13 protein-coding genes are annotated in these 21,292 nt (G+C 63.2%); 5 read left to right on the plus strand and 8 right to left on the minus strand.

The features are described 5' to 3' along the window. Positions 1-196: 196 nt before the first annotated feature. Positions 197-3,307, plus strand: coding sequence for a transglycosylase domain-containing protein (locus KVG91_RS00005; RefSeq protein ID WP_169375192.1), 3,111 nt, complete (start codon positions 197-199; stop codon positions 3,305-3,307). Here KVG91_RS00005 and KVG91_RS00010 read toward each other — a convergent pair. After that, positions 3,269-7,789: a hypothetical protein gene (locus KVG91_RS00010; protein ID WP_217894855.1), complete on the minus strand. Its 4,521-nt coding sequence runs from the start codon at positions 7,787-7,789 to the stop codon at positions 3,269-3,271. The genes KVG91_RS00005 and KVG91_RS00010 overlap by 39 nt on opposite strands. Before the next feature lie 132 nt (positions 7,790-7,921). Between KVG91_RS00010 and KVG91_RS00015 the strand changes: the two genes are divergently transcribed. Together KVG91_RS00015 and KVG91_RS00020 are read left to right on the plus strand one after the other, a co-directional pair. Further along, on the plus strand, positions 7,922-10,681 hold the full coding sequence (locus tag KVG91_RS00015; protein WP_169375515.1) for a dermonecrotic toxin domain-containing protein: 2,760 nt from the start codon (positions 7,922-7,924) through the stop codon (positions 10,679-10,681). 66 nt (positions 10,682-10,747) lie between these two features. Next, complete coding sequence (locus KVG91_RS00020; protein WP_169375514.1) at positions 10,748-12,745, plus strand: NEL-type E3 ubiquitin ligase domain-containing protein; 1,998 nt, start codon at positions 10,748-10,750, stop codon at positions 12,743-12,745. A gap of 1 nt (position 12,746) precedes the next feature. On the opposite strand, the gene KVG91_RS00025 is transcribed toward KVG91_RS00020, so the two are convergent. From KVG91_RS00025 to KVG91_RS00045, 5 genes are all read right to left on the minus strand, one after another. Then, positions 12,747-13,979 (minus strand): hypothetical protein, encoded by a 1,233-nt coding sequence (locus tag KVG91_RS00025; protein ID WP_169375513.1) that lies wholly within the window; start codon positions 13,977-13,979, stop codon positions 12,747-12,749. Positions 13,980-13,995: 16 nt separating this feature from the next. Continuing rightward, positions 13,996-14,472, minus strand: a complete 477-nt coding sequence (locus tag KVG91_RS00030) for a CS1 type fimbrial major subunit (RefSeq protein ID WP_169375512.1) — start codon at positions 14,470-14,472, stop codon at positions 13,996-13,998. Between the two features lie 29 nt (positions 14,473-14,501). Further along, positions 14,502-15,242, minus strand: coding sequence for a molecular chaperone (locus KVG91_RS00035; RefSeq protein ID WP_169375511.1), 741 nt, complete (start codon positions 15,240-15,242; stop codon positions 14,502-14,504). A 27-nt stretch (positions 15,243-15,269) separates the two neighbouring features. Next, a complete protein-coding gene (locus tag KVG91_RS00040; RefSeq protein ID WP_169375510.1) occupies positions 15,270-17,792 on the minus strand; it encodes a CS1-pili formation C-terminal domain-containing protein in 2,523 nt (840 codons plus the stop codon). Between the two features lie 119 nt (positions 17,793-17,911). Then, the gene (locus KVG91_RS00045; RefSeq protein ID WP_169375509.1) at positions 17,912-18,400 is read right to left on the minus strand and encodes a CS1 type fimbrial major subunit; all 489 of its coding nucleotides are present in this window, start codon (positions 18,398-18,400) and stop codon (positions 17,912-17,914) included. A 483-nt stretch (positions 18,401-18,883) separates the two neighbouring features. Here KVG91_RS00045 and KVG91_RS00050 point away from each other — a divergent pair, with 483 nt between their 5' ends. Both KVG91_RS00050 and KVG91_RS00055 read left to right on the plus strand, forming a co-directional pair. Beyond that, positions 18,884-19,423: a PadR family transcriptional regulator gene (locus KVG91_RS00050; RefSeq protein ID WP_169375508.1), complete on the plus strand. Its 540-nt coding sequence runs from the start codon at positions 18,884-18,886 to the stop codon at positions 19,421-19,423. Beyond that, entirely contained in the window at positions 19,420-20,187 is a 768-nt protein-coding gene (locus tag KVG91_RS00055; RefSeq protein WP_169375507.1) for a siderophore-interacting protein, read from the plus strand. Before KVG91_RS00050 ends, KVG91_RS00055 begins: the two co-directional genes overlap by 4 nt. Before the next feature lie 114 nt (positions 20,188-20,301). Here KVG91_RS00055 and KVG91_RS00060 read toward each other — a convergent pair whose 3' ends face one another. Both KVG91_RS00060 and KVG91_RS00065 read right to left on the minus strand, forming a co-directional pair. Beyond that, positions 20,302-20,925 carry a Pr6Pr family membrane protein gene (locus tag KVG91_RS00060; RefSeq protein ID WP_169375506.1) on the minus strand — a complete coding sequence of 208 codons (624 nt, stop codon included), beginning with the start codon at positions 20,923-20,925 and terminating at the stop codon, positions 20,302-20,304. Between the two features lie 4 nt (positions 20,926-20,929). Next, entirely contained in the window at positions 20,930-21,163 is a 234-nt protein-coding gene (locus KVG91_RS00065; protein WP_169375505.1) for a VF530 family protein, read from the minus strand. Positions 21,164-21,292 lie beyond the last annotated feature (129 nt).

Consider the following 21,292-nt stretch of genomic DNA (forward strand, 5'->3'; position numbering starts at 1 on the left):
AGCGATAGCGCAGTGTCAGTCAAAGAAATGCCAGCAATGCCACCGCCTTCGCAGCCTCGCCGGGGCTCGGCCGAAGTCTTTATCCGACTCTCTGTTGAGGGAAGCGCTGTTCGCGCAAAACACCGAGGCCCGCTTCTGATTCAGCGTCTAAGCTTCAGGCAAGTCCGATCAATCTGCGTGAATGGATCAATCGACTATGGGCGTACTGCGGCAAACCGATTCGACCAAGGCTGCGCAAACAGGGCGCAGTGAGACTCCGGCGCCGTTGCCCGCGAAAAAACCGATACATCGCCGTGCCCGGCGCCTGTTCTGGCTGGCGCTATTGGTCGCGTTGATCGCCTTGGGTGTGCTACTCGCCAGGGAGGCGCGCACCGCCTATTGGCAATCGCGCCAACTGAGCGACCTGGCGCGTGAGTTGACCTACCGTGTCGAACCCGGCGCCAGCCCGGCCATTGCTTTTCCCGGGCAGGGGCCGTTTGACCGGCGCCTGGGCTACAGCGACCTCGGCGGGTTTACCGAGCGCCTGGTCAAGCGCGGTTACGTGATCGAGGCCCAGGCGCGCTTTTCCACGCCGTTGATGGATTACGTGCACAACGGTTTTTTTGCGCCTTATGCCGAGAAAATCCAGGCGGGTCTATCGATCACCGACTGCCGCGCCGTGCCGCTGTATGAGTACCGCTATCCGCAGCAGCTGTATGTGGATTTCGCCGCGATCCCGCCCGTGGTGGTCGACAGCCTGTTGTTCATCGAAAATCGCGACTTGCTCGACCCCGCGCAACCGTTGGCCAATCCGGCCGTGGACTGGCCGCGCTTTGGCCTGGCGGCCTGGTCGCAGCTCGCCAAATGGCTGCACCTGCCCGGCCAGAGCGCAGGCGGCAGTACCCTGGCGACGCAGTTGGAGAAGTACCGGCATTCTCCCGACGGCCTCACCCTGTCGGGCGCGGAGAAAATTCGCCAGATGATTTCCGCCAGCGTGCGCGCCTACCGCGACGGCACCGCTACGCTGGCTGCGCGCCAGGCCATCGTGCGCGATTACCTCAATAGCGTGCCGCTGTCGGCGGTGCCTGGCCACGGCGAAGTCCACGGCCTGGCCGAAGGTTTGCGCGTGTGGTTTGGCGCCGATTTCAACCAGGTCAACCACGCCCTGGCCGATCCCCACGCCAGCCCGGCGCTGCGCGGCCTGGCCCTGCGCCAGGTGCTGGCGCTGATCATCGCCCAGCGTCGCCCGTCCTACTACCTGGTCAAGGGCCGTGCGGACCTGGCCCACCTCGCCGACAGCCATTTGCGGCTGTTGGCCCACAACAAGGTAATCGACCCCGCGCTGCTGCAAGCGGCCCTCGACGCGCCGCTGATCTACCGCGACTGGCTGCAGCAACCCACCGTGCAGCCGATCGAAACCAACAAAGGTATCAGCGTCGCGCGCAGCCGACTGGCCGGCCTGCTCGACCGGCCGCTGTACGACCTGGACCGTCTCGACCTGTCCGCTATCACGACTTTGCAAGCCAGCCTGCAGGGCCAGGTCAGCGACTACCTCAAGCACTTGGCCGACGCCGACTTCGCCCGCCGGACCGGCCTGCTCGGCGAGCGTCTGCTCACCGCCACCACCACGCCCCAGGTCCGCTACAGCTTCACCCTGTTCGAACTGACCCCCGATGGCGCACGGGTACGTGTGCAAACCGACAACACCGACCAACCGTTCGACATCAACGAAGGCAGCAAGCTGGAACTGGGCTCCACCGCCAAGTTGCGGGTGCTCACCACCTACCTGCAAATCATCGCCGAGCTGCATGAGCGCCTGGGCGGCCTCGGTGCCGAGGCGCTCAAGCAAGTCGCGGTGGATGAGCAGGATCGCCTGAGCCGCTGGGCGGTGGACTACCTGCGCCAGACACCGGACAAATCTCTGGAGCGGATGCTCGATGCCGCGCTCGAACGCACCTACTCGGCCAGCCCCGGCGAGGCGTTTTTCACCGGAGGTGGCGTGCACCGGTTCACTAACTTTCGCAGCCAGGACAATGGCCGCAACCCGACCCTGCGCGATGCCCTGCGCGAGTCGATCAACCTGCCGTTCATTCGCCTGATGCGTGACCTGGTGCGCTACAGCACCTATGGCGGCGCCAATCACACGGCCCAGTTGCTCAAGGACGACAGCGACCCACGGCGCCAGGAATACCTGGCCCGGTTCGCCGACCGTGAAGGCACGGCGTACCTGCAGAAGTTCTGGAAGAAGTACCGCAAAAAAGACACCCAGGCCCGGCTCGACACCTTTCTGGACAGCATCCGGCCCACGCCGATTCGCCTGGCGGCGGTGCACCGCTACCTGCTGCCCGACGCCAGCCAGGACAGCTTCAACCGCTTCGTGCGCTCGCACCTGGCGACGGAAAAAATCACCGAGGCGCGCCTGCAAAAACTCTATGCCAGCTACGGGCCGGGGGCCTATGACTTGCCCGACCAGGGCTATATCGCCAAGGTCCACCCGCTGGACCTGTGGCTGCTGGGCTACTTGCTCAGCCACCCCGAGGCGACGTGGAACGAGATCGTCAAGGCCAGTGAATTCGAACGTCAGGAGGTTTACAGCTGGCTGTTCAAGAGCCGTCACCAGCGCGCGCGCGACAGCCGTATTCGCACCATGCTGGAAATCGAAGCGTTTCTGGATATTCACCAGCGCTGGCAGGCGCTGGGTTATCCGTTCGATCACTTGGTGCCGTCGCTGGCCACCGCGGTTGGCAGCTCCGGCGACCGCCCGGCGGCGCTGGCCGAGTTGATGGGCATCATCCTCAACGACGGTGTGCGCGGCAAAGTGCTGCGCATCGACAGCCTGCATTTTGCCGCCGGCACCCCATACGAAACCCATCTGGTCAATGACCCCGCCGCCGGCAAGCGGGTCATGCCGACGGAAGTTGCCCGGGCGTTGCGCGTCGCCTTGTCGCAAGTGGTAGACGCCGGTACGGCAAAACGCGTGGCCGGCAGTTTTACCCTGGCCGACGGCATGCCCCTGGCCATGGGCGGCAAGACCGGCACCGGTGACAACCGCATCCAAGCCATCGGTGCCGGCGGGCGCCTGTTGAGCTCCAAAGCACTGAACCGCACGGCGACCTTCGTGTTTTACCTGGGCGACCAGCATTTCGGCACCCTCACAGCCTACGTCCAAGGGCGTTCGGCAGAAAACTTCACCTTCACCTCGGCCCTGCCGGTGCAAGTGCTCAAGGGCATGGCGCCGATCCTGATGCCGTATTTGCAGCCCGGTACGCGGACGCTGTGCCAGCCCGCTTCAGTCGACACTGAAAAACAACTGCCGCGCCAGGGGTAGCTGGATCGCGGAGCGGCGGATGTCGAGCGTCTGTTGCACGCGCCCGGTCTGGCCCAGGCGCATGCGCGCAAAGGCCTGCGCCTCGACTTCCGCCTGGGCCTGGCGCCCCAGGCGTTCCTGCTCGGGCGTCTTGAGGTGCGCGGCGGTGAAATGATCATCCGGGCCTTGGCCCCGCGCATAATGAAAGTGTGCGTAACACAGGGCTTTCCCAGTGTGCACGTCAATCACCTCATACACTTGCAGGTAGTCGTCCTTGCGCAACTTCACCCGCCGCTCCTGACGGCTGATGCGCACCTCGCCATGGCGGTGCAAAAAAGCGATGTCGTCCTGGGTCAGCAGCTTGCCGCGCGAGCCGCGAATGCGTGCATCCAGGCCTGCGCTTTCAAGGCGCGCCGCTGCCGTACGCAACTCGCTCTCCTTGAGCCGTGCCTTGGCCTGCTGCGCCGCCGCCAACCGCGCATTGTCCAGGCCGCGCAGTTTGCGCCCGATGGCGTCGGCGGCCCATTTGCGGCTACGCGCCTCGGCCTCCAAGAGTTCCTGAAGTGACGCGGGCTCATTGGCGCTGCCGACCATCGTCTCGACGCTGGCGATCGCCTTGTCGACATCACGCAGCAAAGCGTCGGCCTTTTTCAACAGCGCGCCCAGTTCGGGATCGGGGCGCGCGGGCTCAGGCGTGGTCCGAAGATCCCACACCCCATCGTCGGCCTCGGTGAACGCGCCAATCACCTTATCGTGAGAATCGCGCAGCTCGGCGTCCGTGTCGCCCATGTGTGCCACGTAGATGTCACGATTGCGGGTACGAATGATTTTCTTACGGCGCACCTCCGAAGCTGGCACCGGCTTCGGCTTAGGTTCGGGCATGGTCTTCGTCGGCGTGTGCAGCAACTCGCCCAAGTCTTGCTCAGCCCGGCGATGTAACGTCGCCAGCAATGCCTGTAACCGCTGCAAGTAAGGCAGATCGAACTTGGCGGGCTCCATAACCCGCCAATACTCGATGCGGTCATCGGTTTGCGCATACACGTGGTCAATGCTATCGAGTAACTCAATGCGCTCGGCCTCGCTGCTTTGCAATCGCTGCATGTCGGCCTGGGAGCAACTGGCCCAGCGCGCCCGGTCAATGGTGGCGCTCATGCCGGCGAAAAAGTCATCGTCCAGCGCCTCCCCTGGCACATTGATGGCCACGCTCCACAACGTGGTGACCTGCAATGCCTGCAAATCAAGGATCGAAGGGCGAGTCGGGATCGCCTCGGTCAACGCACGAGCCTTGTCGCGGCCCAGCCGGGGCACGTCTTGAAGTTCCTCCAGGTAGCGTTGCTCCAGCGTGCGCCAATAAATGCTGCTGTCGTGGTTATCCGCCAGTTCGCGCATGCCCTTGCCCAGTTCGGCGTGGGCCTGTGCGTCCAGTTCATCACTCTCAGGTTGCAGCAGCGGCCGCAAGCGTTCATTGATATCGCGCAGTTGCGCGCGGTTATGCGCGTCCATCAACTGTGCCGACAGGATGATCGTTTCCAGGCCCTGGCACAGGTCTTCTTCATAACGCGGGCGCGGCGCAAATTCGCGCAGGCGCTTGAGCAAGCGCACCTCCTGGCGGGCAGCCTGCACTTTATCTTTGATCGCTTTGAGATAGCGGTACCAGGCGCGGCTGCGCTGCTCGTCGTCGAGTACGCCGGGTGGTTTTTCCACCAGCTTGCGGGCAATTTCCATGGCGAGCTGGGCCTTGGTGCGATCCAGCCCGGCTTGTGTGTACTCAAGCTCCAGCGCCTGGCGATCTTGCGGTGGCGGCTCGTTTCCGCCAGCGCCACCGCGCAGGTGCAATTGCAGATCGAAGTCCCACGCACCCTGGCCCAGCGCTTTGAGCCACGGCCCGACACGGCTACCGTCGGCGCTGATCACGCGCACGCGGCCTTGTTCGATGCGCACGCGAAATAGCTGACCGCGCACCAGCGCCTGCCACTGCGGCGGCGTGTGCGCGGTGTCGCGAAGCAGTCCTTGCAACGGGCCGCTGGACTCGGCACCCGCCAGTGTCTTGGGCCAGGGTTTGGCCTGGGTTTTCAGGCTCAGCGCATCCAGCCGCCTTTGCAGGGCGGCGGTGAGGGTATCGCGTGCATTTGCCCAACTGGCCGGGGCCTCGAAATCCACTGGCGCCGTGACGTGCACCAACTCGGCAGGCACCGGTTTGGGCAGCGCCAGCGGCGCGAATACCGGGTCTTCCAGTGCCAGCGGCGCGTGGGCGTCATGCGGCGCAGCCTGGTGCGCCAGGATCGCCATCAGGTTGACCAGCAGGTCGAGCACGGCGGCGTTGCGGGCCTGCTCATCGTCACTGGCAAGCGCCGGCAGATCGTTGCGCGCGCTGTCCACCACCTGCAGCAGCCAGCCGCCCAGCATCAACGGCCCGCTGATCAACGGCATCAGGCTACTGAACAGCAACCACCCGGCCTGCTTGAGGCTGGCCCAGCGCTGTTCGGCATTCGACACGGTCTGTCGATCGGCCAAGGTCACCAGAGCCTGGGCCGTGGCGGTGAACACCTGCTGCGCCGGGTCGGCGTCGCTGATCCGGCGGCTCAATTGCACCGGCTCGGGCGTGGTGTAGGGGGTGAATTCGTCGCCCTGTAGAAAGTAGCGGATGTGCGGCTGGCGGAAACCATCGTTGGCATACACTGACTGGCGCTGTGGCGCTATCCAGGCCAGCACCGTGTCCTGCAGCTCGCCCTTGACCTGGATCGCGGCAAGCAGGGCTTGCTGCGACGGATATTCGAGCAAGGCCGGGCTGAACAGCGGCCGATACAGCAGATGCGGGCCTTCTTCGCCCTGGCGCGGGCCGATGACGAAATGCCCAACCACCGTGTCCGCCGAGTCGCTCGGCCGCGCCTTGAACGCCAGCGGCCACAGGGCCACGGCGTGTCCGTCCACCACGCGCCGGGCCTTGCTGGCCTGCACGGCTGCATTGAGCCGACGAAAGCCCATGTGCGTCAGCCCGTGCAAGCCCTGGATCTTCCATTGCAACGCCTGCAACGGCAGTTGCGCACGCCATTGGCGACTGAACCGGGCTTGGCGGCGGGAAGCGTCGGCGGCATCCTCGATCAAGTGTTTTTTCAAGAGTGCCGGGTAAGCCTGGCCGATATCGACGGCGGTGACGCAAGCCTTGAGCAGGTCGTAGGTCAGCCACTCAGGCGCGGCCTCTCCCTTGAGTCGGATGGCCTTGGGCGTATGGGGCAAACCGCCGAGGTTTTCCAGCGCCAGTTCGGTCAGGGTCAGGGTGAAGCGTTGCACCTGACCTGCGATGAAACCGCCGGGCACCGGCACCGCAGCGGCGATCACTCGGTCGAAGGTCAGGCTGATGTCGGCGGGCGCCAGATCGGCCGCGCGCGGTTCGTCTTTGTGCAGGCACCCCTGCAGGCAACTGGCGACATAGGCCGGCAGCGGCTCGATACCGTCGAGAAAGTCTTCGCTGCCATCTTGTTGAGCCGCCAATGCCAAGCCGTGGAGCAATGTCGCGGCCGCCAGGCTGTCGTCGCTGTCGGCGGCCGCCAGCCACAACGGCAACGCGGGTCGCAGCGCCTGTTGCGCGGCGCTCAGGGCCGGCACGAACCAGCGCTGGGTGTTGACGATATAACCGAGCAACTGATGGTAATCCTGCACCGAGCGCGGTAGGCGGGGGTTGAGGCTGGCGATCTCCTGCAACTGCCGCTCGAGATGCGCCGCCGCCAAGGCATCGAACGGATCGCCCTGCACCTGCTGGGTAAACCACTGGCTGTAGGTTTTCCCCAGCAAGGGGCTGGCGTAATTCGACAATAACGGCTGCACGGCGTCGAGGTTATCCAGCAGGTGCACGCCGCTGGCCGGGCTGAACAGCAAGGTGTACGGCGCATGAGTGATCAGCAGCAGCGGCAGGGTTTGAGTGTCGGCCTCCTGCCGCAGGTGCACGGTAAACACCGGCAACCCGAGCCGCCACAGGCGGTCGGGTCGCCGCGCGTGCAGGCTCGAGCGGGGGAACACTTCGCCAAAACGCTGTGCGCTCATGCCCGGCGGCGCGGGCGAATCGTAGAGCAGTTCGAGCAATTCATCGGCCAGGTAGCCCCAACGCGTCATGTTCACCGGCAGTGCTTCGCGCCACCAGGCCTGCAAGCGATCACTGAACAGTTGCAGCAAGCGCGTGCCGCAACGGTTGATCAAGCGCTCGACGTCGGCCAGGCTCGGGCCGTCCGGCGTATAGGTTTCGCGAGTGCGCTGCACAACCTGGTGTTCGCCTTCGAACAGCAGCGTCGGCTTGGCCGCAGCCAGACGTTCGACCACCAGCTGGGCCAACGGTTGATAGCGTCCGTCGGTGGCCAGCAGCGTACGCGCGGCGTTGAAACGCTGCGCCGCCAGGTATTGATCCAGCCAGGCCTGGGCGCTGTCCAGTGCCACCGTTTCCAGAGTTGGCGGGTCGCTGAAGAGGGTGTGAATCTGTTCGATTTGAAGGTGGCGCAGTGAAGCAGACATAAACAGGCTCTCGTTCGGGTGAGCCAAAAACGCTACGCCCCGCACGCGGGCCACTTGCACTAGACAGTTACCTCACCGGCGCCCGCCACGCGCCCTAGGCTGAGGCGATTCTCTACCCGCAAGGTCATCGCCATGTCCAAAGGCCCGCATTACCCATTGATCCAGCGCACCTTGCCCGCGTGGCTGCGCGACACCGCCGGGCACCGCGCCCAGGCCTTGCGCCGTGCGCCGCTGTTGCAGTTGCCGGCGTTTATCCACGCCGGGCCCCAGGCCGAGCTCAAGCGCGCCAATGCCCAGACCTGGACCACGCAAAACGCCGTCGACCGGCGCCTCAAGCACCTGCAGGACGTGTACGCCTTCGCCCAACCGTTACTGACCGAAGAGATCAAAGAGCGCTATGCCCTGACGCTCGACGTCACCGCCACGCACCTGTTCCTGCACACCGCCAAAGGCAAGATCATCCAGGGCACCACCAGCCGCACCGTATCGCTGCTGAACGCCGCCTTGCACAACTTCGCCCATGACGAAACGTTCACCGACAGCTCAAGCTACATCACCCGGCCCGACGTCCGTGGGCACTTCATGATCGAGCCGCTCAAACAGGATATGAGCATCGAGCAATTCACCCGCCTGTGCCGTGAACTCGACCTGGGCGCACGCTATCAGAAGCACCTGCGCAAGCACTTGCTGCCCAACGACACCGCCGCTGCCAAAGCCCTGCAACAGGAGGTGATCGCCAGCCAGAAGGCCGCCCTAGAGAACGCCGCGCACCTGGCCCTGTTGCGCCAGGACATCGACCTGGCGGCCTTCGCCGTGGTGCAACGTGCGCTGCACGGCGAACGCGGGGTGATGCAGTTTTACCGGCTGCAGATGCGCGACACCTACCTGACGGGCATCCTGATCATCGCCCCCGACCTGCAAAAAGCCACCCAGCCCGCGCCGCTGCTGGTGTACATCCCCAACGACCGCCACGGCGCGCTCCAGCACTACGCCGACAGCCACGCTTTCATGAAGGCCCTGGACGAAAAACTGCGCGATGACGGCTACCGGCGCTTTTTCAGCCAGTTCGTCGACCAGGCCCAGCGCGGGCATTTCTTCAACCCGACAACGCCACGCACGACGTTCGGCGTCCTGCGTATCGACGCCGACCTGTGGCCGGACCTGTATCAACAAAGCCTGAACAAAATCCTCAACGACGCCCGCGAACTGGCGGTGTCCACCGCGCTGGCCGACAGCCGCGCGCGCCAGGCCTGGTGGGATAACGTCAACCGTGTGCTGGCGGATATCTTCAGCGCCGCGCTGCTGGTGGTCACGCCGTTCGTGCCCTTGCTGGGCGAGTTGACCCTGGCCTATACCGCTTACCAACTGCTCGATGAAGTGGTCGAGGGCGTGGTGGACCTGGCCCAGGGGCAGGCGCTTGAAGCAGCCCGGCATTTGCTCGAAGTGGTCGACGACGTGGTGCAATTCGCGGCGTTCGGCGTGGGCGGGCAACTGGCCCGATCGCCCTTCGTCGACGGCCTCAAGGCGGTGGACGTGAACGGCCGCGTGCGCTTGTGGAACCCCGATCCAGGCCCCTATCAGCAACAGGGCTTGATCCTGCCGGCGGCGGCGGTCGCCGATGAACATGGCCTGCACATGCACGCCGGGAAACAGCTGCTGGCGCTCGACGGCAAGTGGTACGCAGTGCAGCCCGACGGCGCCGAGGGCAACTATCGCATCCGCCACGCCACCCGCCCGGACGCCTACGCGCCGCCGCTGGTGCGCGACGACAGCCCGAGCGCCTGGAGCGATCAGCAACTGTTGCGCAGCCTGGGCCCGGACAACGTGGCGCACGCGGAACAGCTCCTCACCCTCAGCGGCTTCAACTATGCCACCCTGCGCGCGGCGAAAACCGAGCAAAGCCCAACGCCGCTGCTGGACCATACGCTCAAACGCTTTGAACTCAACCAGCGCGCCAAGCAACTGCCGCAACATCTGCGCGATGGCATTGGGATCGACGACGACACCTACTGGAGCCCGCAACTGGCCCGCGAGTTGCCGGGTTGGCCGGCGGATCGGGCGATCGATGTGTACGAGAACCCTGAGCTGACCGGCGACGCCTTGCGCAATGGCGAAGACGATGCCACGCAGGTGCTCAAGATCAGTCGTCAGGACCTGAACCTGGGCAAACTGCCAGAGCGTCTGGTAGCGTTTCTCGATAAGGCGCAATTGCAGGCACTGCTCGGCGACAGCGCCGGCAGCGACCCGGTGCAGGCCTTGCGCAATCGCCTGGCCGAGCGCTTCGCCGAGCAACACCGCGCGGTCTTCAACTACCTCTACCAGAACAGCGAACTAGACTTGGACACGGCGGCCTTGCAGGTGCGCCAGGCGGTCGGCGACCTGCCTAAAACCCTCGCCCGGCAGGTGATCGCCCACGCCCGCCCAAATGAGCTGGACGACACTGCCCGGCACGTACCGCTGCGCCTGCGCAACCTGGCCCGCGAGCTGCAAGTGCAAGCCCGCGGCGTGCAGGGGCTGGAAGGGTTTTTCGAACCGGCGCTGGTCAACGCCGACACCGAGCGCATGGTGCTCAATACCCTGCGCCTGCACAGCGATGCGTTGCTCGATACGCGCCTGGAAATCCGCAGCCAGAGCCCCACCGGCCCGTTGCAGATCCACGTCGGCGCGGCGGATGCACGGCGCGTGCGCGTATTGGTGCGGCCCAACGGCAAGCAGCACCAGCTCTACGACGGTCAACATCGGCTGTTGTTGCGCAACGCCGAGTTCTTTGAAGCCGTGCTGCATGCCTTGCCCCTGGATCGCCAGGCGGCCCTGGGTTTCGCGCCGGGCCAGAGCGAGGCGTTCAAGGCCTGGATGCTTGAGAAAATCGCCGCCCCCGAGCAACGGCGCTAGCTGTTCGAAAGCCCTGATATCAGCCCTGAAGCGACGCGCGACGCCTTGGTATTGACGCAAAAACCCATGCGCCGCCTGGCGAAATGGCGCTCGCAATTGTTTACACCGACCCTCGAAGAGCGGGTCAAGACGCTTTACCCCTTCGCCACCCGAGAGGAAATCGACACCTACCTGCCCAGCCTGGAAGACCCGCAACAGTTGCAGCGCTTCGAAGCCCGCGAAGTGGAAAAAGTCGAACTCAAGACCGAGCTGAGAAGCTGGGCCGAGCTGAGCACGCCCGGCGAGCCCGAAGGCAGCGCTGGACGCCGGCATAACCTGGCCAACGCCTTGATCCGGTTGTGGGAACACAACTTCAAGCCTGACCCGGAGGGATTTGGCCTCGGCTTGAACGGCGCCTCCCTGCAAGGCTTGCTCGGTAATCTGCGCCTCAAGGCCCGCTTCGACCACGTGCTGCACCTGGAGCTGATCGACGCCCAACTGCTGGATAGCGACACACCCTTCCTGGAAAATTTCCCCCGGCTAGTGACGCTCAACCTGCAAGGCAGCCGCTTGACGCGCCTGCCGCAGCCGGTGACCCGCATGATCGGCCTGCGGGAATTGACGCTGGACAACAACCCGCTGCAATGGGATGCCGCAAGCCTGGCGCAATTGCGGCACCTGCCGTGGCTGCGGCACTTGTCATTGAGCGGCAACCGCCTGCTGAGCGTGGCGCCGGACATCGGCGGCATGCCGTTCCTGCGTTCGCTCGCGCTGCGCAACACGGGCATCCGCGAATGGCCCGAGGGCTTGTTCGCACGCTCACGCCTGGCGGGTTTCACCCTTGACCTGCAAAACACCGCCATTGATCACGTCCCGCAATTTCTACCCTGGCAACCCGAAGCCGAGCTGGTGGCGCGCACCCGGCTGGACCGCCACCGGCTAACGCTGGACGCCGAGAACACCTTTGTCGGCTACCGCCTCGCGGCGGGGCTCGACCCCCTGCGCACGTACGAGCCTCAAGGCAACGCGGCCTTTTGGCTGGACGGCGAAAAACCCGACCACCAGCCCTTCTTGCAGAAGCTGTGGAACGAACTCGAACAGGAACACGGCGCCCAGGGCTTTTTCGAAGTGCTCAAAAGCCTGGAACAACCGGAGGTGTTCGAAGACCCGCGCGACCAGTTGCGTTACCAGCGCAGCCGCCGGGATCTGACCAGCAAGGTCTGGCACATGCTGATTGTGATGCAGGGCGACGAGGCCCTGCGCGCGCGTTTGTTCATGCTGGCGAGCAACCCGGTGACCTGCGCCGATGCAGGGTTGCAGGTGTTCAATGCGATGGGGGTGGAGTTCGAACTCCACGACGTGTTGCACACCTGGAGCGGCACCGAGCAGGCGTTGCAACTGGCGCGCCTGGCCAAGGGCAAGTCGCGCCTGGAACGCCTCAATCAAGTGGCGCAGGCGGATATCCGCGAGCGCCTCAAGCCAGTGGCCGAAGGCGGCCAGGGCTTGCGCTTTTCCACGCAGATGGTCGACGGGCAGCCGGGCACCGTGGATGAAGTGGAGATTTACCTGGCCTATCAAAGCGCACTCAAACAACGCCTGGGTTTGCCCTGGGTGTCGGACCACATGAGCTACCGCGCCACCGCCGATGTGGACGCTGCCAAGATCAATGCCGCCCATGACAGCGTCTTGGCGCTGGAGGCCGGCGACGGTCTGGTCGATGGCATGCTTGAACAACCCTTCTGGGACAGCTATCTGCGCAGCGCCCACGCCGATGAATTTGCCGCCGGCATCGAACGCGCGAATGCGCTGATCGAGCCGCTGGACGACTTGATGTTTGCGCAGAACGAGTGGGCCTCAAGCAGCGCACGCAGCGATACGCTCAAGCAACGCCTGTTGCGCCTGGCCGATGCGCTGAACGTGCCCCATGCGAGCGTGTTGAGCGGCGAGCCGATGACGCCGCAAACCTATGAACGAATCCTGGCCGACGGTTTTACCGGCACCCAAGAAAGTGAGCGTGAACTGGCGCGGCGCCTGACGCGCGAGGCGTTGCAGCGCCTGGAGGCGCCTGCCCATACGCGGCGGTGAGCTACACCTCGGAATCCCACACCACGGTCACGGTACCGTTGTAGGTACTGCCGCCCTGATCGAGCATTTGCGCCACGGCATCGGCCTTGACCTCGAAATGCAAAGTGCTGGGCTTGCGGTCGATGTAGCGCGAGGGCTGGAACCGTTCGGTGCCGCTGCCGTCCAGGCGCAGGGGCAGGCGGTTGACCGGTCGCCCGACGGCGTCGGTCAGGCCCGGCGGCAAGGTCACCGCCACCTCCACCGGCACCTGGTGGCCGGCGGCGTTGCGCAGGCCGCAGGTGTTGCCCAGCGGTTCGCCGCATTCCAGGTTCATCTTGAACTGCGAGCTGGCCCACAGGTTGACGGTCTGGTCGCGCAACAATCGGCTTGGTTTGCGTCCCGTGTTGAGCCAGGCCTGCCAGCCGCCCTGGGGTTCGAGCTGGATACGGTTGCCGCCGGGGGGGACTTCCACGAGCAGGTGGTGGTCGACGTCGAGGGTAAAATTAAGGGTCAAGCTATTGTCATTGGGCAGCATGATGTCGCCGAAATCGAAATCCGCGCCCGGTCCGATCGTGTAGTTGATGGTCCCAACGTAACGACCCGCCCCCATGGTCAGTGGATTGGGCGTTTTCATCTCGTAGGAAAACTCGAAGGTGTCATACACCAGACCCGGGATATCGTCGATCGCTTGAACTTTGCAGATACCTGCATCCACAGGGAGAATCCATGCAAACAGGAACAACCGCTGATGACCGGTGCCCATCCCCGTACTGACACAGGGCGGAGATGGGTACATCCAAAAATAGAAACCTTTATCCCAGGCTATATAGTAGGCCGGCGGCTGCATGATCCATTTGTTACCGATACCGGCGATACGCACCTTAACTGTCTCGCTTTGGCCCGTATCGAGATTAGTCACCGCCACCTCGCGCCATGAGGTGGGCGCCTTGAACATGGCGCCCTTGCGCGGATCGGAGTGATTGGCCTGGATAGGTGCGCTGGACGTGAACTGGATAGCCGGGGTACGGATACTGAATATTCCCAATTGCTTGCAGCGCTCTGGAATATGCCAGGGGCACATGCCGCTTTCCGGCGTGGTGTTCTTGAAGATATTCACCATGGGATTGGCCGGGTTCGGGCGAAACTCAGCGGTGATTTCCTGCACGAATCCGTAAGCCGGTACCGACGCCAACAATCCGCTTACGCACACCAGTCCAGCTTTTAACAGGCCTTGCAGCCAGGCAGCAATTTTCATCATTAACTCCAAAAAATCACGGGGCGACGGCGTCGAACACCATGTGCACGGTTCCGTAGTAACGCCCCGGCTGATAGTCGTCGTCGGGTTTGATCGCGGCAATTTCCAGGGCCACGCGCTTGCCGGGGCGAGCATCGCTGCTGGTCACCACTTCAGTCGGGGCGAGGCCCAGTTCCACGGCGTTGAACGTCACGCGCAGGTCGATGCGCCGGGTGCCGTTATAAAGAAACGGTTCGCCATCGAGCCGCGCGGCAATCCCACCGCCGACGTTCTTCACGTCGAATTGCGCGCGCAGCGGCGTCAGCTGCGAGCTCACCGGGTTGTACGGCATCACTTGCTCCTGCTGCACCAGCAGCGGGTCCACCGGCAGTACGTAAAAGTCGGCGGTGGGAATGGTCACCGACACCTCGAAGGTCTCGCGCTCGACGGCGGCCCGCGCCTGGGGCAAGCCCAGGCCGAGGCAGAGCGCGAGGCACCATGCTTTGTTGAACATGCGTTTCACCTGTGACAGGCGGCCAGGGCTCAGCCCTTGACCTCGATGGGTTTGCTCTCGTTGCCTTCGATCAGGCTGAAGCGGTATTCACGGCCCGGCTCTTTGTCGAAGCCATAGGAACGCCCGGCGCGGATGTGGTGGCGCAGTGTCGGGCGGCAGTCGGTGGTCGAGCCGGCGGCGCAGTCCTTGAACTCGTCGATCACCACCACGCTGTTGCCCTTGTTGTGCAGGGTGTAGCGTTTGGCGTTGTCCTGGATCGCGGTGTCAAAACGGGTGTTCTTGGGCCGCACGAAAAACACCGTGCCGTAGCCGGCCAGCACCTTGACCCCGGCGGCGAGGCTGTCCTTGTACTCGGCGCGCTCTTCATCGGTGGCGGCGAATTCATCGTCGCTCTGGGGCACCACCGGCACGAAGCGCACGCGGAAGTAACGCTCCTTGTCGCGGTTGCCCATGAACAACAGGCGCGTGCCCTGGGTGCCATTGGCCGGCACGATCAACCGCGCGGGGCTGGCCATCAGGCCGTCACGGGCGGTGGCGTCGTGCTGGTCCTTGAGCGGTACTTCGCGGTAAGTGCCGTCGTCGTTGTAGATCATCTCGAGGATATTGACCTTGACGAAGGCGGTGGACGTACCGCCGTTGAACACCCGTTTCATGTAGGTACTTTTGTCGCCGCTGAGGTAGTCGTAGACCACCCCCACGTTGATCTGCGGGCCGGCGACGGCCCCCAGAGAAAACAGACAGGCGCTGCACAGCATTAACAAACGTTTCATTCTTACAACCTCAATAAGCAAAATAGATCAGCCCGCCGCCCGGTCAGTGGTCGCCACATCCGCCAACGTATCCGGCGTACAGCGCAGGTCGCAGATCAACAGCACATCGCTTTCCTGGCGCGCCTTGCTCGGGTCGAGGCGGAATTGGCACAGCAGGGTGTTGGCGTAGCGCACTTCGAGGGTCGGCGCGCCGGCGTTCATTTCCATCGAGAAGAACCCATCGACCTCGCTGACCGCGCGGCTGGCGTGGTTGATCACGTGGTGGCCCTTGAGCGGCTTGCCCTGGGCGTCGAGCAGGCGCCCGAGCACGGTCACGGTTTTCATCACGCTGATCTTGCGGTAGTCCACGCCCCCCTTGTTCAGGTGGTAGTTGGTCCGGGTCGGCTGGATGTTGGCGGCCGGCGGATGGTTGCCTTCGAAGTCGAAACTCAGGGTGCTGTTCTTGTAGGCGGTGATCGGCACGTAGTTACGCCCGGGGCGCAGTTTGGCGCTGCCGCCGGCCAGGTCGTCGGCGCGCAGGGTGATGTTGTCGAGGTCGGTTTCCACGTCGACGATCATCCCCGCGCCGCCGGTGTGGTGCTGGCTGCTGAGCACGGCTTTCTGCGCGCCCACGGCCACCGTGCTGCTCAGGTTCAGGCCGCCGCTGAGGCGTTCGGTGTAGGAGGAACGCTGCACGAAGGTGTCGCCGTATACCGCATCGCTCTGGAAGCTCGCGCGCCCGGCCAGGCCCACGCCGTAGGTGTCGGCGGTGGCTGTGGCGGAGACGCTTTGCAGCAGGTGACCTTCGAGGGTTTTCTGGTAGGTCAGCGAGCCGTTGTTGTCGCGGCTGCCGTCGCGCGCGGTGCGCGTGCCGAGGCTGGCCGACCATTGCTCGCCCGGCGCGCCGAGGGCCAGGCTGACGCTGAGGTCGATGCCGCGGTTGCGAGTGTCGCCGGTGCTGGCCGTGGCCGGACGGTCGAACACCGACAGGCGCCAGTTCGCATCACTGCCGAACAGGGTGCCGCGCTGGTTCCAGCCCAGGTCCAGGCCTACGCCTTCGATGTTGCCCTGGCTGTGGGACAGCCGCGCACTGACCGAACTCTTGTTGCTCAAACGATGGTTGACCGACAACGAGGAGTTGCTCGTGCGCCCTACGAAGACCGTGCGCGAACGCAGGCGGGTGCCGTCGGGCAGGATTTCAAAGGTGCGCGTGGTGTCGAGCCAGCTGCGGTTGTGGCTGAGCACGATGCTGCCGTGGCCATAGCTGTACATGCCTTGCAGGTCCAGACCGGTGCCGTGGTCCTGGGTCTGGTAGACGTTGGCATACACGCTGGCGGAACTGGCCAGGGTCCAGTCGATGGACGTGCCGTATTGCATCATTTCCCGCACTTTGCGGGTCGACAGGCCAAGGATCACGCGCGGGTGGGCCAGGTAGTTGACGCCCGCGCCGTAGGTGATGAACCCGCTGCTCTGTTCTTCCCAGTTGCTGAGCAGCTTGGTCTCGCGCCCGACAAAGGTGCTGTAGCGCCAGCGTTCGTCGGCGTTGCGCCAGTTGTTGGGCTTGTACACCAGCTCCTGGGTGGTGGAGGTGGTAAAGCCGTCTTCGACCAGGCGCACTTCCACTTCGTAGATACCGCCGGGCAGTGGCCGGGTGTCGAGGGTCTGCAAACCGGCGGCGACCGGCTGGGCATTGATCAGCAGGCCGTTGCGGTAGATTTCCACCACCGCCTGGCGGCTGGCGGTGACGTAAATCGGGTAGACGCTTGGCTTGGGGTTGTTGATCAGCAGGCTGTCGGAGCTGCCGTACATCACACCCACCGCCGTGTCGGGGCTGGCGCCGAATGAACGGATCTGGCGCGTCAAACCGTCGGAACCGGGGGTGAAATAGCCCAGGCGCAGGAAGTTGCCTTCCAGCTCGCGCTGGGTATAAAGCTCGTGCACCGCGTGATAAAGCGTGGTGTCAGTGCCGCCAAAGCGCGACAGTTGCAGGTTCAACGCCTGGGTCCAGTTACCCAGGCTGGCGCTGGCTTCCAGGCCATACCGGCCGCCCAGTTCTTCCCGCTCGCCGCCGGTGAGGTTCAATTGGTTATTAATGATCAACCCATGGCTACCGGCTTCGGGCAAATCGTAGTAACGCTTGATATCGGTGTTGCGTTCGATGTTCTCGGTGAGGATCGACACCAGGGAATTTTCCAGGCTGTAGTGCACCGCCAGCAGTTGGGCAGGGCAACTTGTTTCGCAACCGCCCAAGGGCATGCCTTGTTGCAGCAGTTGCTGCCAGGTGTCGCGGTCGGCGGCTGTGAAGTTGCTGTCGCCGATATCGGTGAACTCCAACAAGGTGATCTTATCGTCACGGCCCAGCACAATCATGGCTTCGCCAAGAAACTGCTGATCGAGTTCAACACGCACCGCGAGGGGCACATCAAAAAAGTGTTGTTCAAAATCCTTGGGCAACCCTTCGGATTGAGACAGCAGGCTGCCCGGCGTCGTGCCGGGCGCCGTCGGCGCGGCCCAGGCACTGGCGCACAGCAATAGCGCGAGCGCGCCCGCAATCGGCGTCTTCGAAAACATGAACGGAATACTCGTCAGTACAGGCAATCAGGGCTGTTGAGCAGGCCGCAGGACAGGACAGTCCTGCGACCCTTATTCAGCGGGTGCCCGGCATCATCGCGGCGCCGGGGCAGCGATCATCAACGTGGAACGGCGTCGAAGATCACGGTGTAGCTGGCGGTGTAGAGGCCGTTCTGGGTATCGGTCGGCTTGGCGGCGCGAACCACCAGGTCAGCCTGGGTGCCTGGGGTGGACTGAGGATCATCGACCACTTCCTGCGGGGAGGCGGTGAGCACGACACCGTTGAAGATGTTGGTCAGCGCGATGCTGTCGGTGCCGTTGTACAACGAAGCAGCGGTTGGACCGCCCTCGATGTAGGCATGCACCGAACCGTCGGTGTTTTTCACATCGAAGGTGGCGCGCAGGGAGCTCAGCTCACCGCTGACGGTGTTGTAGCTCATGGTTTCATCTTTACCGAAGTTAGGGTCCCGTGGTTGAGCGTGGAATTGCTTGGTAGGGATGTCGGCCTTGATGTTGATGGATGAACGCGCATCGTCAACGGCGTACGCCACCGAGGAACTCAGGGCGGCAGCGACGAACGGCACGGCGAAAGCAAGCTTCTTGAACATGGTGATTACCTGTCATCTAAAAATCAGGGGTTCTTAGAAAGCCGGAAAAGTCATTTTTCCAACTAGTTGCATTGAAAGTTTAAGAACCTCCAACGCCAGGCAAGTATCAAGATCAATCCCACGTGCGTATGCCGTCCGATTCGCTTAACTTCGTAGTTAAAGCTAACTACAACTTATCGGAAAATTATGGCTTTTTACTAAAACTTTCAAAAACCCTGTAAGAACTGGACTACATGAACTTTAATGAGAATAACTTAGCATGAATTGCATCTGTAAGAAGCGGATTACACATTCGGAAATAGCCCAGTAATTACTGCGCCGGGCAACTTCATTAATCACTCTAGTTCACTTATCGCAACTTTCGCCTTTGCGTTGAATAATTCCCATGCTGCCCCGGACGAGCCACGACCGTTGGTCGGACAACGTTGCCTGCCCACCAAGATATATCTTACGTTGTATCTAACCAAGACGGAGCGCAGAGAAATGAGAGAGCATCACCCCCACCACGATGGCCGCGACGGCTTCGAAAAACGCCCGGGCCGCGAACGCGGTGGCCGTGGCCCCCGTGTGTTCGCGCCGGGCGATCTGAAACTGCTGCTGCCGGCGCTGATCGCCGAACAGCCGTGCCATGGCTACGACCTGATCCGCCGCATCGAAAGCCTGTTCGACGGCGCCTACAGCCCCAGCCCCGGTGTGATCTACCCGACGCTGACGTTCCTCGAAGAGAGCGAACTGATCACCGGCGACACCGACGGCGGAAAAAAACGCTACACAATCACCGACGCAGGTCGTCTGTTCTTGAGTGAGCAGGCGATTGCCGTGGAGGGCGTGCGCATGCGCATCGACGTGAGCAAACGCTCGCTGCGCGGCCAGGACCGCCCGCCGGAGATCCACGAGGCGGTGCACAACCTGCGCCATGCCCTGCACGCGCATCACGGGCGCTGGAGCCAGGAAGAAATCGTGCGTGTCGCCACGCTGCTCAATCGCACCGCTCAAGCCATTGCCGACGGGAAAGACCAATGACCACAGACACCATCCACCGCGTTACCCACGAAATCAAACGTCGCCGCCTCGAAGTGCTACGGGTGGTGGACATCACGCCACGCATGCGCCGCGTCACGCTGGGCGGGCCGGAACTGGCGGGGTTTATCAGCCTGGGCAGTGACGATCACATCAAGCTGCTGTTCCCGCAGAACGCCGCCGAACAGGCCGCGCTGGAGAGCCCGACCTTCAGCATCAAGGGCGATGGCCCGCAGCCGCCCATGCGTGACTACACGCCGCGCCGTTATGACCCGAGCAGCGGTGAGCTGGACATCGACTTCGTGCTGCACGGCGATGGCCCCGCTTCCACCTGGGCCGAGCAGGTGCAGGTCGGCCAGCACCTGCACATCGGCGGCCCGCGCGGCTCGATGATCGTGCCGGATATCTTCGACAGCTATTGGCTGATCGGCGATGAAACCGCCCTGCCCGCCATTGCCCGGCGCCTGGAAGAATTGCCGGCGGGGCGCCGGGTCCTGGCCGTGATTGAAATTGCCAATGCGGCCGAGCAACAGCCCCTGCACAGTGCCGCCGATGTGGAAGTGATCTGGGTGATACGCGGCCAGGATGACCTGCTCGAAACGGTGCGCAAGCTGACACCGCCCGGCGGTGTGTTGTACTGCTTCGTGGCGACCGAAACCAGACGCTCGCGCCAGGTGCGCCGCGTGCTGCTGGACACTCACAAGGTCAACGAGGAATACCTCAAGGCGGTGGGCTACTGGCGGGCCGAGGGCAGCGAAGAAGAATAGGAACCTGACACGGTTAACCCTGTGGGAGCGGGCTTGCTCGCGAATGCGGTGGGTCAGCCAACACATCTGGCGACTGACACTCTGCATTCGCGAGCAAGCCCGCTCCCACAGTTGTTAACGTGCTCGTTTCAGGAATGTGTCGAGGCTTACAACGGCCAATGCAATCACCACAAACCCCGCCAAAATCCCTCCGGCATTCACGAACACTTGTGGATAACCCAGCGTCAGGACATCGATGAACGGGTACTGATACTGCCCGAGCAAATCCCCACGCAGCAGCGCATAACCGAAGTACACCAGCGGGTAAACCACCCAGCCGGCAATGTGCTTGAGCCGCAAGCTGCCCTTGGGTACGCACCGCCACCAGTAGATAAAAAACAGCACCGGCATGACGTCGTGCAGCAACTCATCGGCGATGAATTGAAAGCCTTCGGGTTGCCACAAATGGCGCAGCAGCAGATTGTAGGCCAGGCCGACCACCAGGATGCTCACGGCGATGCCGCTGCTGATGACCGGCCCGCCGAAAAACCGTTTCGCCGCGCTGTCGCGTTCCACCCACGCATAGCTCAACACCACCATCGCCAGGGTGTTGGTGAGCACGGTAAAGAAGCTGAAAAAATTGATCAGTCCGCCGAGCAGGCTGGCGCCGGACTCCCAGCGCGAATAAAAAATCAGGTACTGCTGAATCGCCAACCCCGCCCAACCGGCCAGGGCGGTTGCCGCTGCAAACCGCTTCATGGGCTCAGTCCAGCGGGCGTTTGGTGCGCATCAGCTTGACATACAAGCCTTCGACTTTTTCCCGCGCCCAAGGGGTTTTGCGCAGGAAGGTCAGGCTCGACTTGATGCTCGGGTCGCTCTTGAAACAGCGCACATCAATGCGCTCGGCAAGGCCCGCCCATTCGTAATGCTCAACCAGGGTGGTGAGGACGTGCTGCAGGGTTACGCCGTGGAGTGGGTCGTTGTTTGTCGCGGTCATGCCGGGCCTTTACGAAGAGAGAAAACACAGCTGCGCACTTTAGCACGATCAAAAAAAGTTCCCGCCCCCAGCGAAAAAGAGATGTTATATTGTAACCATAAATCTCAATCTTTTCGTCGCTTTGCCAAG

The sequence above is a fragment of the Pseudomonas azadiae genome, assembly GCF_019145355.1.
GTDB lineage: Bacteria > Pseudomonadota > Gammaproteobacteria > Pseudomonadales > Pseudomonadaceae > Aquipseudomonas > Aquipseudomonas azadiae.

Coding starts and splice junctions, on each gene's coding strand:
- KVG91_RS00005 (WP_169375192.1), top strand. CDS start 197: ATGGGCGTACTGCGGCAAACCGATTCGACCAAGGCTGCGCAAACAGGG.
- KVG91_RS00010 (WP_217894855.1), bottom strand. CDS start 7,789: ATGTCTGCTTCACTGCGCCACCTTCAAATCGAACAGATTCACACCCTC.
- KVG91_RS00015 (WP_169375515.1), top strand. CDS start 7,922: ATGTCCAAAGGCCCGCATTACCCATTGATCCAGCGCACCTTGCCCGCG.
- KVG91_RS00020 (WP_169375514.1), top strand. CDS start 10,748: ATGCGCCGCCTGGCGAAATGGCGCTCGCAATTGTTTACACCGACCCTC.
- KVG91_RS00025 (WP_169375513.1), bottom strand. CDS start 13,979: ATGAAAATTGCTGCCTGGCTGCAAGGCCTGTTAAAAGCTGGACTGGTG.
- KVG91_RS00030 (WP_169375512.1), bottom strand. CDS start 14,472: ATGTTCAACAAAGCATGGTGCCTCGCGCTCTGCCTCGGCCTGGGCTTG.
- KVG91_RS00035 (WP_169375511.1), bottom strand. CDS start 15,242: ATGAAACGTTTGTTAATGCTGTGCAGCGCCTGTCTGTTTTCTCTGGGG.
- KVG91_RS00040 (WP_169375510.1), bottom strand. CDS start 17,792: ATGTTTTCGAAGACGCCGATTGCGGGCGCGCTCGCGCTATTGCTGTGC.
- KVG91_RS00045 (WP_169375509.1), bottom strand. CDS start 18,400: ATGTTCAAGAAGCTTGCTTTCGCCGTGCCGTTCGTCGCTGCCGCCCTG.
- KVG91_RS00050 (WP_169375508.1), top strand. CDS start 18,884: ATGAGAGAGCATCACCCCCACCACGATGGCCGCGACGGCTTCGAAAAA.
- KVG91_RS00055 (WP_169375507.1), top strand. CDS start 19,420: ATGACCACAGACACCATCCACCGCGTTACCCACGAAATCAAACGTCGC.
- KVG91_RS00060 (WP_169375506.1), bottom strand. CDS start 20,925: ATGAAGCGGTTTGCAGCGGCAACCGCCCTGGCCGGTTGGGCGGGGTTG.
- KVG91_RS00065 (WP_169375505.1), bottom strand. CDS start 21,163: ATGACCGCGACAAACAACGACCCACTCCACGGCGTAACCCTGCAGCAC.